At 66.4% G+C, this 14,212-nt stretch carries 15 protein-coding genes; 7 read left to right on the top strand and 8 right to left on the bottom strand.

Translation table 11 applies throughout. The features are described 5' to 3' along the window. Positions 1–24: 24 nt before the first annotated feature. Genes ACQCSU_RS13850 through ACQCSU_RS13840 form a run of 3 tightly spaced genes read left to right on the top strand, consistent with a single transcriptional unit; the run spans position 25 to position 1,030 of the window. The gene (locus ACQCSU_RS13850; RefSeq protein WP_426975878.1) at positions 25–294 is read left to right on the top strand and encodes a hypothetical protein; all 270 of its coding nucleotides are present in this window, start codon (positions 25–27) and stop codon (positions 292–294) included. Between the two features lie 20 nt (positions 295–314). Further along, positions 315–593 (top strand): hypothetical protein, encoded by a 279-nt coding sequence (locus ACQCSU_RS13845; protein ID WP_426975877.1) that lies wholly within the window; start codon positions 315–317, stop codon positions 591–593. Beyond that, complete coding sequence (locus tag ACQCSU_RS13840) at positions 590–1,030, top strand: ribbon-helix-helix protein, CopG family (RefSeq protein ID WP_426975876.1); 441 nt, start codon at positions 590–592, stop codon at positions 1,028–1,030. The genes ACQCSU_RS13845 and ACQCSU_RS13840 overlap by 4 nt, the downstream gene beginning before the upstream one ends. A 166-nt stretch (positions 1,031–1,196) precedes the next feature. Here ACQCSU_RS13840 and ACQCSU_RS13835 read toward each other — a convergent pair whose 3' ends face one another. From ACQCSU_RS13835 to ACQCSU_RS13810, 6 genes are all read right to left on the bottom strand, one after another. Further along, positions 1,197–2,351: a glycerate kinase gene (locus ACQCSU_RS13835; protein WP_426975875.1), complete on the bottom strand. Its 1,155-nt coding sequence runs from the start codon at positions 2,349–2,351 to the stop codon at positions 1,197–1,199. Position 2,352: 1 nt separating this feature from the next. Next, positions 2,353–3,855, bottom strand: coding sequence for a C4-dicarboxylate transporter DctA (dctA, locus tag ACQCSU_RS13830; RefSeq protein ID WP_426975874.1), 1,503 nt, complete (start codon positions 3,853–3,855; stop codon positions 2,353–2,355). A gap of 145 nt (positions 3,856–4,000) precedes the next feature. After that, positions 4,001–5,098 carry a tartrate dehydrogenase gene (locus tag ACQCSU_RS13825; RefSeq protein WP_426975873.1) on the bottom strand — a complete coding sequence of 366 codons (1,098 nt, stop codon included), beginning with the start codon at positions 5,096–5,098 and terminating at the stop codon, positions 4,001–4,003. A 112-nt stretch (positions 5,099–5,210) separates the two neighbouring features. Continuing rightward, positions 5,211–6,137, bottom strand: coding sequence for a LysR family transcriptional regulator (locus ACQCSU_RS13820; RefSeq protein WP_426975872.1), 927 nt, complete (start codon positions 6,135–6,137; stop codon positions 5,211–5,213). A gap of 95 nt (positions 6,138–6,232) precedes the next feature. Next, the gene (pyrE, locus tag ACQCSU_RS13815) at positions 6,233–6,805 is read right to left on the bottom strand and encodes an orotate phosphoribosyltransferase (protein ID WP_426975871.1); all 573 of its coding nucleotides are present in this window, start codon (positions 6,803–6,805) and stop codon (positions 6,233–6,235) included. A gap of 52 nt (positions 6,806–6,857) precedes the next feature. Beyond that, a complete protein-coding gene (locus tag ACQCSU_RS13810; RefSeq protein WP_426975870.1) occupies positions 6,858–8,102 on the bottom strand; it encodes an FAD-dependent oxidoreductase in 1,245 nt (414 codons plus the stop codon). 230 nt (positions 8,103–8,332) lie between these two features. Here ACQCSU_RS13810 and nadE point away from each other — a divergent pair, with 230 nt between their 5' ends. Then, positions 8,333–9,154, top strand: coding sequence for an ammonia-dependent NAD(+) synthetase (nadE, locus tag ACQCSU_RS13805; RefSeq protein WP_426975869.1), 822 nt, complete (start codon positions 8,333–8,335; stop codon positions 9,152–9,154). Between the two features lie 115 nt (positions 9,155–9,269). On the opposite strand, the gene ACQCSU_RS13800 is transcribed toward nadE, so the two are convergent. Both ACQCSU_RS13800 and ACQCSU_RS13795 read right to left on the bottom strand, forming a co-directional pair. Next, positions 9,270–10,244: a plastocyanin/azurin family copper-binding protein gene (locus ACQCSU_RS13800; protein ID WP_426975868.1), complete on the bottom strand. Its 975-nt coding sequence runs from the start codon at positions 10,242–10,244 to the stop codon at positions 9,270–9,272. A 264-nt stretch (positions 10,245–10,508) separates the two neighbouring features. Next, on the bottom strand, positions 10,509–11,285 hold the full coding sequence (locus ACQCSU_RS13795) for an IclR family transcriptional regulator (RefSeq protein ID WP_426975867.1): 777 nt from the start codon (positions 11,283–11,285) through the stop codon (positions 10,509–10,511). 213 nt (positions 11,286–11,498) lie between these two features. Between ACQCSU_RS13795 and ACQCSU_RS13790 the strand changes: the two genes are divergently transcribed. From ACQCSU_RS13790 to ACQCSU_RS13780, 3 genes are read left to right on the top strand one after another with little or no spacing between them, the layout of a single operon-like run. After that, complete coding sequence (locus ACQCSU_RS13790) at positions 11,499–12,236, top strand: CoA transferase subunit A (protein ID WP_426975866.1); 738 nt, start codon at positions 11,499–11,501, stop codon at positions 12,234–12,236. A gap of 49 nt (positions 12,237–12,285) precedes the next feature. Further along, a complete protein-coding gene (locus ACQCSU_RS13785; protein ID WP_426975865.1) occupies positions 12,286–12,996 on the top strand; it encodes a CoA transferase subunit B in 711 nt (236 codons plus the stop codon). After that, positions 12,993–14,177: an acetyl-CoA acetyltransferase gene (locus ACQCSU_RS13780; RefSeq protein ID WP_426975864.1), complete on the top strand. Its 1,185-nt coding sequence runs from the start codon at positions 12,993–12,995 to the stop codon at positions 14,175–14,177. The genes ACQCSU_RS13785 and ACQCSU_RS13780 overlap by 4 nt, the downstream gene beginning before the upstream one ends. Positions 14,178–14,212: the final 35 nt, after the last annotated feature.

Genomic DNA, 14,212 nt, shown 5'->3' with positions numbered 1-14,212 from the left:
GACGGCCGGCATAAGGGCCAGCTCGTGTTGGCCGCGCCATGCCACCCGGCGCTGAAAAACCATGCGCCCGCCGCGGCCAGCCCCGCAGCCTGCCACGCCATGGTGACGATCCCGAACCGGGCCGCGAGCACCCGCGCATATGCCATCACCGCAGAAAGCGCCCGCCCGGCAGCTGCCGGCGCCGCGGCCGGCCAGATCCCGGCAGCGTCGGTGCCGTCACGGTGGACCAGCGCGGTGAACGCCTCCGTGATCCGGGGTGCAGACGCGGGAGATATTGTCTTGCAATACTCCTAATATAGTACGACAATATTGGTGTGGGAATCAGGTGGGCAGAGAGCGCAGACAAGCACGGCGTAGACCGTGAGGACGCGCTGAACGCGATCCTGAATCAGGTCTACCATGTCCGGCAATTCGATGAACCGCGTGTGGATTCGAGCATCCGCCTGGACCTGTTTATCGGCCCCAGCCGGGACCGGCGCTTAATCCTTGAAGTCATGGCCGTCATCACACCTCCGAACGACATCCTGGTCTTCCACGTCATGGAAGCCCGCCGGAAAATCCTGGACATCGCAGAAAGGGAAACAGACAAGTGAATGAAACGAAGAAGGCCAAGGGCGGCCACGGGCTCGACGCCGAGGAGCAGGCCCGCTACGCGGAACTCGCCACCTGGGCAGAGACCGCCGATATCGGGCCGGAAGCCCGCATCACCAAAGCCCAAGGACCCGAGGCCGGACGGGCGCTGCTGGAAGCTGCTCTGGGTTCTGCGGAAGAAGTCAGGCGCGCTGTCGGCAAACCCTCACTTAGCGCCAAGGGAACATCGCCGTCACGTTCCCTGAGACTGCCCGAGGACATGGACGCCCAGCTGGTCGCACGGGCGAAAATGGAACACCGGAAACCCTCCGCCATCCTTCGGGATGCCCTGGCCGAATATCTCGCGCCAAAGCCTCCTGACCCGACCAAGGAGGAGCGGTTCCGCTTCAAGGGAAGCGGAACCGCTCCTCAAGTCGATCCCCCGCGGCGGAGTGGTTGAAAGCGGGCGGGGACGTGACCGATCTCCCGCTCAACGCGCGCATACTCCTCCTCGTGGGCGTTGATACCTAGGTCTTCGGTATTGGTTGCGCCCGGGTGAAGACAGAAACGCCCGCCCGGGCTACGGTCAGGCATTTCTGAGTTCTCTTGCAGCAGGTGACGAGCCGCTACAGGAGGCTTGTCCCGATGTCTTTGCCGATCCGGTGGAGCAGGGCGGCGGACAGTTCGGGGTCTTTGGACGAGTCCTGGTCGGTGTATTCGGCCAAGGTGTAGACCCGGGTCAGTGCCATTTCCGGCCACCGCTCCGTGGGGAGGAGGGAACGGCCGGCGACGGCGATGATCGGCCGGGTCCCTGACCGCCGTGCGACGGCGGCGGGCAGTTTCCCGGCCAGGGTCTGTTCATCGATGCTGCCTTCGCCCGTGATGACGATGTCGCAGTTGTCCTTGCGGGTGTTGAAGTCCAGCAGGTCCAGGAAGTAGTCGGCCCCTGAGACCTGCTGTGCCCCGAGCAGCAGGCAGGCGTAGCCGATGCCTCCGGCGCTTCCGGCACCGTCGTGCTCTGCCAGGGCGGCCGCGTCGGCGAACCCGGCTTCGGCCATTTTGGTGACGAGGTGTTCCAGGCCCTTGTCTAGTGCGGCGATGTCCTCGGGGCCGGCGCCCTTTTGGGGTCCGAAGACCGCCGGGGCGCCCTGGTCGCCGAGCAGCGGGTTGTGGACGTCGCTGGCGACGATGAGTTCGGTGTCGGCGAGTGCGGGGAGGGTGGTCCGGTGGATGGTGTCGATCTGGGCCAGGGCACGGCCGCTGCCGTAGAGCTGGCGGCCGTCGGCGTCGCGGAAGCTGTAGCCCAGTGCGGTGAGCATTCCCATGCCTCCGTCGGTGCTGGCGCTGCCGCCCAGGGCCATGACGATTCGGGCCGGGTTCAGGCTGAGTGCGAACAGGATGGCTTCGCCGAAGCCGCGGCTGGAGGCGTTCAGCGCCTCCAGCTGTCCCTCGGGCAGGAGTCCAAGCCCGCAGGTGTTGGCGACTTCGACGACGGCGGTGATGCCGTCGAAGGCGATGCTGGCCTGGACGTGCTGGCCGGTGGGTCCGGCGACGGTGTAGCTGCGCCGGGTGAACCCGGAGGCGACGGCGGCGTCAACGCTGCCGTCGCCTCCGTCCGCCAGTGGAAGCAGTTCGCAATGGACCGTCCCGGTCCCGGCTCCGGTTGCGGAGCGGAGCCCCGCTGCCAGGGCATCCGCTACTTCGCCAGCGGTGAGGCTGCCTTTGAACTTATCGGGTGCGATGAGGGTCCGCACGGTTTTCGGGGCGGTTGCGTTGTACATCTCAGATGGTTTCCGAGTAGGCGGGACGGCGGTCGTCCGTGGAGGGCGGGGCATCATCGGCGTGTCCTGCGTGCTTGGCGCTGATTTCCTTGGGCGCGTGGTGCCCATATTCGGTCAGGGCATCGTCGATGTCGGTCACTTCGTCGAGGTGGATAGGGTCCTCGTTGGGCATGGGCTCAACGGTTTCTCCGGCGAAGACCCGGCGGGCGCGGTCTGCGTCCAGGGTGCGGTCCCACCAGGCGATGAAGAGCGTGGCGACGGCGTTGCCGGTGAAGTTCACCAGGGCCCGGCATTCAGACATGAACTTGTCGATGCCGAAGATGAGCATGATGCCGGCGGCCGGGATGGTGCCGATGGTGGTCAGCGTGGCGGTCAGGGCGATGAAGCCGCCGCCGGCGACGCCGGCTGCGCCCTTGGAGGTGAGCAGCATGACGGCGAGCAGGCCCAGCTGCTGGCCGATGGTCAGGTCGGTGTTGGTGGCCTGGGCGATGTAGAGGGCTGCCAGGGAGAGGTAGATGGCGGCGCCGTCGAGGTTGAAGCTGTATCCGGTGGGCACGACGAGTCCGACCGTTTCCTTCTTCACGCCGGCGTGCTCCAGTTTGCGCATCAGGCCCGGCAGGGCCGGTTCGGCGGTTGAGGTGCCCAGGATGAGCATGTATTCCTCTTTGAGGTGGCGGATCATCGTGAAGATGTTGAGCTTCAGGAAGGCCATGACGGATCCGAGGACCACCACAACGAAGAGGATCGAGGTGATGTAGAAGAGTGCGATCAGCCCGCCCATGCTGGTAAGGGAGGAGACGCCGTATTTGCCGACGGCGAACGCCATCGCACCGAAGGCGCCGATCGGGGCGGCTTTCATGATGAAGCCCAGGATCTTGAACATGACGCCGGTCAGGCGCTGCACCCCGTCCAGGACGGGGGCGCCGACCTTGCCCATGGCGTTCAGGGCAATGCCGAAGACCACGGCGATGAAGATGATCTGGAGGATGTCGCCGTCAACGAAGGGCCCGACGATGCTGTTGGGGATGATGTGGGTGAGGAACTGCCACCATTCCTGGTGCGCGCCGGCGTCGATGAGCTTGGCTGCGGAGTCGGAGGTCTTGATCGAGCCGGCGTCGGCGTTGACGCCGTCGCCGAGGCGGAAGATGTTGATGGCGACCAGGCCGAAGATCATGGCGAAGATGGTGCCGACCTGGAAGTAGGTCAGGGCCTTCAGGCCGGTCATGCCGACCTTTTTGAGGTCCGCGACGCTGGCGATGCCGCCGACGATGGTCAGGAACACGATCGGCCCGATGAGCATTTTCATCGAGTTGACGAAGGTGGTGCCGATGGGTTCCATGGCGATGCCGACGGTCGGGGCGAGCCAGCCGACGAGGATGCCGATGAGAATGGCGGTCAGTACCCAGAAGTACAGCTGCTTGTACCAGCGTGTCTTGGGGGCCGCTTTCTTAGCTGACTGCGTCTTGGCTGGGGCAGCCGATCCGGCGGTGGTGATTTGGTCCATGATTCCTACCTCGTTGTGGAATGTCGCTGGAGGGGTGCTTGAAGAATGAAGTGGCGGGATGGACGGCGGCGGGATGGTGCACCGCCGTCCACTCCGGGCTTTGTACTGACCGCCGGGGTTTGACCCGGCTGGTCGCGCGTTCTGGCTAGACGGCGGCCAGGGTGTGGCTGAGGGCCTTGATGATTGCTTCGGTGACGTCTTCGGTGTTGGCTTCGCCGCCGACGTCGCGGGTCAGGTACCCGGCGGCGGTGGTCTGCTCGATGGCGGCCTCGATCAGGCGGGCTTCGGCGTGCAGGCCGAAGTGGTCCAGCATCAGGGCGGCGCTGGCGATCGCGCCGATCGGGTTGCTGATGCCCTTGCCGGCGATGTTCGGTGCGGAGCCGTGGACCGGTTCGAACATGGACGGGAAGCGGCGCTCCGGGTTCAGGTTGGCGCTGGCTGCCAGGCCGAGGCTTCCGGCCAGGGCCGAGCCCAGGTCCGAGAGGATGTCTGCGTTCAGGTTCGAGGCGACGACGACGGAGAGGTCTTCGGGGTGCAGGATGAACTTGGCGCTCATCGCGTCGACGAGGACGCTTTCGGTGGTCACGTCCGGGTAGTCCAGGGCCACGCGCTGGAAGGTTTCGTCCCAGAGGACCATGCCGTACTGCTGGGCGTTGGACTTGGTCACGGAGGAGACCTTCTTGACCGTGCGGGTCCGGGCCAGGTCGAAGGCGAAGCGCATGATCCGCTCACAGCCCTTTTCGGTGAAGAGCGCGGTCTGCAGGGCAACCTCGTTGCCCGGGCCACGGCCGCTGAGGTTCCGGCCGCCCAGGCCGGCGTACTCGCCTTCGCTGTTTTCGCGGACAACGATCCAGTCGAGCTCGGTGTTGTCGGCCTTGCGCAGGGGGGACTGGATGCCCGGGAGGAACTTCACCGGGCGGATGTTGGCCCACTGGTCAAAGTTCTGCGTGATGTTCAGACGCAGGCCCCAGAGGCTGATGTGGTCCGGGACGTTTTCCCAGCCGACGGCGCCGAAGTAGATCGCGTCGAAGTCCTTCAGGGTCTCAAGGCCATTGGGGTCCATCATCTGGCCGGTCTTTTCGTAGTAGCCGCAGCCCCAGGGGAACTCGGTCCACTCGAAGGCGAACTTTCCGCCGGAGTTCACTGCCAGGGCGTCCAGGACGCGGCGGCCAGCCGAGACGACTTCCTTGCCGACACCGTCTGCGGGGATTGAAGCGATGCTGAATTTCTGGGTGGCGCTCATGTGCCTACCTCCTCGTTGAGTGTGTTAGCAGCGTCACACTGCCCTTCCTCTTCAAGTAGAGGCCATGACACCAGACCGCGTCCAAGACCAAGATTCGATAGGGCAAATAGGCTCAGCCTATTGATCGAACCGGCGGGGGCGCATTTTCCGGCCCGGCTTCCACGTGCAGTTCCGCCACTTTCAGGAACGCCCGGGCCGCCGGTGTCAGGTCTTCCTTCCGGCTCAGGATCGCCACATCCAAGTGGGACACCGGTTCGATCAGCAAAGTCCGCAGCCCTGACCTGTGCGCCAACGGCGCCCAGGAGGACGGCATCACCGCGTGCCCGACGCCGGCCAGCACCAAGGGCAGGATCGAGGTGCGGTGCGCAACCTCGACGACGATTTCCGTATCGACGCCGTGCGCCAGTGCATCGTCAACCAGCCAGCGCATCAGTGATCCCCGCTGGCTGGCTATCAGCCGGTGGCCGCCCAGGTCTTCGCGCTGGATGGCCTCCCCGGGGCTGAAAGTGTCGGCCTGGGGGTTGACGATGAGGATCAGCGGCTGGCGCTCCAGCTCCAAAACCTGGACACCCGGCACGCGGATCGGAGTGGAGGCTCCGGCAAGGCCGATCTCGGTGCTGCCGGTCCGGACTGACTCGATGACTTCCTCCGGCGTGAATGCGGCGCTGACGTTTAGACGGACGGAAGGGTGCTGCCGGGTGAAGCCGGCGATCATTGAGGTCAGCGGCTCGATCCCGGGCGAGGGCATAGTGATGATGTCCAGCCGGCCGCTGCGCACACCCCTGAGTGCCTGCACCGCGGACTGTGCGGCATCAAGATCGCGCATCACCAGCCGGGCCGGTCCGACGAGTTCCTTGCCCGCTTCGCTGAGGACCGCCCGGCGGCCGATGCGGTGGAAGAGCGGCACGCCAAGCTCCTTTTCCAGTCCGGCGATGGTCTGGGAGAGGGAGGGCTGGGCGATGAGGAGATGCTCGGCCGCGCGATTGAACCCGGCGTGGTCAACGACGGCCAGAAAATACTTCAGCTTTCGCGTGTCCACGCCAGCTCCTTCGCCGGTTCGGTCCTTGGGCTTCCGGCGCAGTGATGGTGCCCGGCCGACGGGAACAATGAGTGCTGCGCTGAAGCATAGATAGCCTACGCGAGGCCGAGTTCGTCCTTGCCGAAGGCGAACAGGTAGGGAACGCCGGCCTCGGCTTCGATCTTTTCCTTGGCACCGGTAGCGCGGTCCACGATCACTGCCACGGCCACCACGTTGCCGCCGGCCTTGCGGACGCCCTCGACGGCGGTCAGTGCGGAGCCGCCCGTTGTGGAAGTGTCCTCCAGGACCAGCACCTTGCGGCCTTCGACGGAGGGGCCCTCCACCTGGCGGCCCATGCCGTAGGACTTCTGCGCTTTGCGGACGACGAAGGCATCGACGGGACGGCCGGCGTCGGTGGCGGCGTGCATCACGGCGGTACCGACGGGGTCCGCCCCCATGGTGAGGCCGCCGGCGCACTCAAAGTCGATCCCGGCGTCGGCCAGCAGCGAGAGCATGACCTGACCTACCAGCTTCGACGCCTCGTGGTGCAGGGTGATGCGGCGCAGGTCGATGTAGTAATCGGCCTCGGCGCCGCTGGAGAGGATGACCTTGCCGCGGACCACGGCCAGTTCCTTGATGAGTTCCAGCAGGCGGGCGCGGGCAGCGGCAGTGTCAGGGGTGGCAGTCATGGGTCCCAGTTTAGTGCTCAGCCGGGTCCGTTTTCCCAGCCGGCTGCCGGTGCTACGTCGACGTCCGTTGGGCGCGGCGGGCAAACGCGGGAGCATGTTCGGGCCGCGGTCCGAACGCGATGAACCGGGGGATGATGCGCCGGGCCGCCGGGACGCGCCGGCCCACATACAGCACGGCGGAGGGCAGCCGTGACTTCTTCCCGGTCATGATGGGCGCGAAGAGCGCGCGGTGCATCAGCCGCTGGACGGTCTGCACGACGACGGTGGGCATGCGCCGCCGTCGTTCGACTTTCACCAGATCCTCAACGGTCACCCGGCCGCGGAGGAGCGCGGGGGCGAGGCACTCCGCGGCGGCCACGGCGTCCTGGATGGCGAGGTTGATCCCGACCCCGCCCGCCGGGGACATGGCGTGGGCGGCGTCGCCGATGCAGAGCAGGCCGTTGATGTGCCATGAACGGAGCCGGTCCAGGCGGACGTCCAGCCAGTGCAGATCCTCGAGCGAGGAGATGGCGTCCACCCGGCTGGCGAGGTCTGGACGGAGTGCCGCGATCCGCCGTCGGAAGCCCTCGAGGCCTTCGGCACGGATCCGGGCGTCCGTGCCCTTCGGCGCGAGATATCCCATCTGGTAGTAGTCGTTGCGGAGAAGGGCCACCAGTGCCTCGCCCCGGCCGAACGCCGGGACGATCCCTGCAACCGCACCGTGCTCGGAGGGATAGCGGGGCAGCCGGAACCACCAGGCGTCGAACGGCACGGGGAACTCCTTCGGGGCGAGCCCGGCCGCGCTGCGGAGCGTGGAGTGCCGCCCGTCCGTGGCGATGACCAGGTCCGCCAGGAGTTCGTCCTCGGCGCCATCGGGTGTCCGGACGCGGATGCCCCGGACCCGCCCGCCGTTGCGCACCAACCCCGTGGCGGCGTGGCTCATGAGCAGGGTGAACCCCGGTTCCCTGGCGGCGGCATCGGCAAGGAAGTTCAGGAAGTCCCACTGCGGCATCATGGCGACGTAATTGTAGGGCGCAGGCAGGGTGTCAAAGTCGCCCATGGTCACGGGCGGTCCGCCCGGCACCGGAAAGGCCACATTCCTCAAGCGGCTCTGCGGCAGCCGGCGGAATTCCTCCCCCAGCCCGAGTTCGTCGATCAGGCGGATGGTGGAGGGGTGCACGGTGTCGCCGCGGAAGTCCCGCAGGAAGTCGGCGTGCTTCTCCAGCACGGTCACCTTCACCCCGGCCCGTGCCAGCAGCAGGCCGAGCATCATGCCGGCGGGACCGCCGCCCACCACAGCGCATCCGGTAGTTTCCATGGCCCCACGGTACGCCTGCGCGACGCCGGGTGGCAGCGGTTTTGGGGAATGGTTTTCGGCAGCGGTTTTCGCTGCGGATTCGCACCGGCGCTGCGGAAATGCACCGGTGCTGCCGGGATCCGGATCCGGGCCGCGCCCGGTATTTTGCGCAGCGCCGGCACGCGCCGCGCCGGTGCCATTCCGCCCGCAACAATTGAGCCCGGTTGACACCGCTGGCTAGGCTTTGAGTCATGCGTGAACTCCAGGCGAAGATCATTGAAGAAATGGGCGTGCAGCCCCGGATCGACCCCGCCGGGGAGGTGCGCAAACGCGTCACGTTCCTGAAGGAATACCTCAAGGCAACCCGGACGAACGGATTCGTCCTGGGCATCTCGGGCGGCCTCGATTCATCCCTGGCCGGACGCCTGGCCCAACTGGCGGTCGAGGAACTGCAAACCGAGGGCGTGGAGGCGAAGTTCCTGGCCGTCCGGCTCCCCCACGGCTTCCAGCACGACGAAGAAGACGCCCAGGCGGCACTGGACTTCATTGGCGCCGAAACCGAGTTGACATTCAACATCGCCCCGGCCGTGGAGGCGTTCGAGTCCGAGTTCGAAAAGACCGCTGGTGCCGCTATCTCCGATTTCCACAAGGGAAACACAAAGGCCAGGGCCCGCATGACCGCGCAGTATGCCCTGGCCGGTGAGTACAACTATCTGGTGATCGGCACGGACCACGGCGCCGAGTCCGTGACCGGGTTCTTCACCAAGTATGGAGACGGCGGTGCCGACATCCTCCCGCTTTTCGGGCTCAACAAGCGGCAGAACCGCGCCCTGCTGGCCCACCTGGGCGCCCAGGCCCGCGTCTGGGAAAAGGTGCCGACGGCGGACCTGCTGGACGGCGCGCCTGGCCGGACGGATGAGGACGAGCTAGGCCTCAGCTATGACCAGATCGATGACTATCTGGAGGGCCGGGACGTCACCGAGGGCGCCGCCGAGCTCATCGAGCAGAAATACCTCAGCACCCGGCACAAGCGCACCGTCCCGGTCACCATCAACGACACCTGGTGGAAGTAGTAGGGCCCCAACGGGGCGTCGTCGCGGGGCACTTTGAGCCGTGATGCTGTGGTCCACCCGCAATTGGGCGGCGTGTCCGTGTCAAAGTGCCCCTCGACGGCAAAACGAGAAGTGATCAGTCGCGGACTTCCACTGTGCCCACCATGCCCATGAAGTCGTGCAGGGCGCAGATGTAGTCGAAGTCCCCGGCCTTCTTGAAGGTCACTTTGAACCAGCTGCCCGGAGGCATCAGTCCTGAGCTGAGATCCCCGCCCGTGAAGCCGGCCGGGTCGCCAACTTCCGCAAAGGGATCGGCCGGCTCCGTGCCGAACGTGACGGTGTGCGGGGCACCCATGCCGTTATTCACGAACGTCACGCTGTCACCGACGTGGATCTTGATCTCCCGGTGCACAAACCGCATCACCATGGCGGTTCCGTTGTCCGTGCCGGCGATCACCGTGGGCTGGTCCGCCTGGTCCACATGCTCGCGGGCAGCCTCCCATTGCTTTTCTCCGTCGCGCAGGATCTTCCGCTCCTGCTTGTGGGCCTGGTGGTCATATTCGGACTGGCTGTAGGGGTACTCGGTTCCGGCCTCCCGGACGTGGACCGTCCCCTTCATGGCCATCCCGTGCACCAGGCAGTAGTAGGTGAATTCACCCGTGTCCGGGAATTTCAGCGAGTATTCCTTGGTCTGGTCAAAACCGCTGTTTGACACATTGGTCATGACGCCTGAGTTGTAATAGGACTGCCCGTCATAGCTCTTTCCGCCCTGCTGATGGATATTCGCGTCAAGCGCCGGGTTGAAAGGCTGGGTGGACTCCAATGACTGGCCGGCCGCCAGGAACGTCACCGTGTGGATTTCCGCCGCGTTCGCCTTCCAGGTGACTTTGTCACCCGCGTTGACGTAGATGTTCTCGGGCAGGAACGCCATGCCCTGGATCGCTTGGTCGGAGGATTCGGAACCGACCTGGACAGTCCAAGTGCGGGCTGACTTACCGCCGTCGGCGACGGCGGCGCCACTGAGGGCCACCGGCAACAACACGGCTGCGAGGGAGGCGACAAGAACGCGCAACAGACGCGGCATAGACAAGATTTCTGCATGAGGAGCCACGAGACTCACTCCTTTGACGCTGGGTGAACGGCCGGCTACCGGCCTGGTATATTTCACGGACGCCGTAGACCACGACGGCGGCCGGGGCCGGAAGGGTGCGCTTCCGCCAGGCTTCATCCGCTCCCTCAACCACCCAGGACCGGGTGGGCAGGAAGCCGCCGGAAACGGGCCCGCTGCCGGGCATAAACGGTTATGCGGTTTCACATGCAGTTCTCATGGTGCTCCGCGGCCCATGTTTTGTCGAGACTGCGGGCAATGGCCGGCCTACCCGGTGCCCTGCAGCAGGGTCGAGATCCGGTGGGCTTCGTCCATCAGCAGGCGGCCCAGCTGCGCCTGCCGCTCCGCCCGGAAGCGCGGCTCGATGCCGGTCAGGGACAGGGCCCAGGCGGGGTGTCCGCGCTGGTCGAAAACCGCGGCGCCCATCCCCCAGCTGCCTTCCAGCACCAGCCCCGGATTGACCGAATAGCCTGCCTGGCGCGTCGCTTCCAGGTTCGTCCGGACCAGCGCCTCGGTATGGGCCGCCGCGAAGCTGCCGGCGTGCGCGGCCCAGTGGGCCAGCAGCTCCTCCTGTTCCTCCGGGGGCAGGAACGCCATGATGGCGGTGCCGGCGGAGGCGACTCCGAGCGGGAAGCGCACGCCTTCGTGCAGTACGAAGGAACGTACCGGGAAGCTTCCCTCCTCCCGCAGCAGGCACACCGTTTCGGCGCCGCGGCGGATGGAGAAGAACGCGCTTTCCCCGGTCTCCCCGGCCAGCCGCCGGAGGCTGGGCCTGGCGATATCTTCCAGGGGAAACCGCGCCGAGGCCACGGAGCCCATCAACAGAATCTCCGGCCCCAACACCCAGTTGCCGCTGCCCGGTTCCTGGTCCAGCAGCCCTTCGGCTGCCAGGGAGCTGAGCAGCCGGTGCACGGTGGGACGGGTGAGGCCCGATTCCCGGACCAGTGCCGTCAGCGGGGAGCCCTCGGGCTTGCGTCCCACAATCCTCAGCAACGCCGCGACGCGGCTGACCACCTGGGCGCCCTGGACAGGTACGGAGTTCATCTTTCACCTCAGGATTCCTCAAATTATCCATATTATGGACACTGCCCATCCTAGCGTCCACACTGTAGAAATGGGCCAAATGTAGCGGAATAACGGCGTTGACAGTGGCCCACGGCACGCCATAGGCTCCTTCCTCAGACGAACAGTCCACAACGTGGATCGAGCCGGCGGGAACGTGTCCGGCCGCTCCTGACCGCTCAACGAGGAGATGCAATGTCAAAGGTGAAATCCGGGGCGGCTGCCGCACTGCAGGGCGTACTGCGGGACGGCATGACGCTCGCCGTAGGCGGCTTCGGCCTCAGCGGGATCCCGGCGGATCTGATCGAGGCCGTTCGCAATTCCGGCGTCAAGGACCTCACGGTCGTGTCCAACAACATGGGCGTGGACGGCAAGGGCCTCGGCGTTCTGATCGAGGCCGGCCAGGTCCGCAAGGTCATCGCCTCCTATGTCGGGGAGAACAAGCTCTTCGCCGAGCAGTACCTTGCCGGCCAGCTGGAAGTGGAGTTCACCCCGCAGGGCACCCTCGCCGAGCGCCTGCGCGCCGGCGGCGCCGGCATCCCCGCCTTCTACACCAAGACCGGCGTCGGCACCCTCGTCGCCGAGGGCAAGCCGCTCGCCGAGTTCGACGGCGAGACTTTCGTCCAGGAACGCGCCATCAGGGCCGACGTCGCCCTGGTCCACGCGCACACCGCGGACACCGACGGCAACCTGATCTACCGCTACACCGCCCAGAACTTCAACCCCGTGGTGGCCACCGCGGGCGCCGTGACCGTCGCGGAGGCCGAGGTGATCGTCGAACCCGGCACGCTCGATCCGAACCACATCATCACCCCCGGCGTCTTTGTCCAGCGCCTCGTGCAGGCCGGCGGCCGGGTCAAGGACATCGAACAGCGGACGGTCCGCGAGCGCCCGGTCGCCGCAGAAGCAGCCCCCGCCGTCGTACCGGCCTGAACAGTACCGGCCTGAACCGCCGCCCCCACACCACCTGAGGAGAATCATCATGTCCTGGACCCGGAATGAAATGGCTGCGATCGCGGCCGAAGAACTGAACGACGGCGATTACGTCAACCTTGGCATCGGCATCCCCACGCTGGTCGCCAACAACCTGCCCGAGGGCGTCCGCGTCGTTCTGCAGAGCGAGAACGGTTTGCTCGGCATGGGCCCGTTCCCTTACGAAGGCGAGGAGGACGCGGACCTCATCAACGCCGGCAAGCAGACCGTCACGGTGCTGCCCGGCGGGAGCATCTTCGACTCCGCCACCTCTTTCGGCATGATCCGCGGCGGGCACGTGAAGGTCGCGATCCTGGGCGCCATGCAGGTCTCCGGCGACGGCGACCTCGCCAACTGGACCATCCCCGGCAAAATGGTCAAAGGCATGGGCGGTGCCATGGACCTCGTCGCCGGCACGCCCCGCGTGGTGGTCCTCACCGAGCACAACGCCAAGGACGGCACCGCCAAGATCGTAAAGGAATGCACCCTGCCCCTCACCGGCCTGAGCTGCGTTGACCGGATCATCAGCGACCTCGCCGTCTTTGACCTCGTGAAGCATGAACACGAAACAGCCGGCGGCCGGCAGCTCACGCTCACGCGCCTCGCCCCGGGCGTCACCGTGGCGGAGATCCGGGAGAAGACCGAGGCGGAGTTCGACGTCGCACTGGAAGTACTTGAAGTACCCGAAGAGACAACAGAATTCGAAGGAGCCTCAGCATGAGCCTGCGCGAACAGTTCGGCAAGGATGTCCTGCTCACCGGCTGGGGACACAGCCGCTTCGGCAAGCTGACGGACGAGACCCTGGAGTCCCTGACCGTCCAGGTCGCCACCGAGGCAATCGGCAACGCCGGCATCGAGCCCGGCCAGATCGACGAGATCTACCTCGGCCAGTTCAACTCCGGCATGATGCCACTGGCCTTCCCCTCCTCGCTGGCGCTGCAGGTCTCCGACCAGCTGGCCAACGTACCGTCCACCCGGGTCGAGAACGCCTGCGCCTCGGGCTCGGCCGCGTTCCAGCAGGGCACCAAGTCGCTGCTGGCCGGCACGGCCAAGACGGTCCTCGTGATCGGTGCCGAGAAAATGACCCAGGCCGGCGCCGACGTCGTGGGCGCTGCCCTCCTGGGCGCGGACTACGACATGGCCGGCAAGGCCTCCACCACCGGGTTCACCGGGCTGTTCGCGGAGGTGGCCAAGCACTACGAGAAGCGCTACGGGCCTGTCAGCGATGTGCTCGGCACCATCGCCGCGAAGAACCACCGCAACGGCGTGGACAACCCCTACGCCCAGCTCCGCAAGGACCTCGGCGAGGAGTTCTGCCGGACCGTCTCGGACAAGAACCCGATGGTGGCCGACCCACTGCGCCGCACCGACTGCTCCCCCGTGTCCGACGGCGCCGCCGCCGTCGTGCTGAGCCTCGCCCCGACCGGCGGGGCCACCGCCCCGGTCCGGCTCGCCGGCTTCGGCCAGGCGAACGACTTCTTCCCCGCCGAGCGGCGGGATCCCACCGCGTTCGCCGCGACGCGCGCGTCCTGGCAGCGCGCGCTGGCGATGGCCGGCGTCGGGCTGGAGGAGCTGGACTTCGCGGAGGTGCACGACTGCTTCACCATCGCCGAACTGCTGATGTACGAGGCCATGGGGCTGACCGAACCCGGCCAGGGTTCCCGCGCCGTCGAGGAGGGCTGGGTCTTCAAGGACGGCCGGCTGCCCATCAACATCTCCGGCGGCCTCAAGGCCAAGGGCCACCCGGTGGGCGCCACCGGCGTGTCCCAGCACGTCGTCGCGGCGATGCAGCTCACGGGCACGGCTGGCGCCATGCAGCTGGCCAACCCCCGCCGCGCCGCGGTGCAGAATATGGGCGGCGTGGGCATCGCCAACTACGTCAGCGTGCTCGAAGCGGTCTAGAGATATGAGGTGGGTTTCGCAGGTCTAGCGTCCAC

It is taken from the genome of Pseudarthrobacter sp. O4, from assembly GCF_050157025.1.
GTDB lineage: Bacteria > Actinomycetota > Actinomycetes > Actinomycetales > Micrococcaceae > Arthrobacter.
This window is presented reverse-complemented; position numbering and strand designations above follow the sequence as displayed.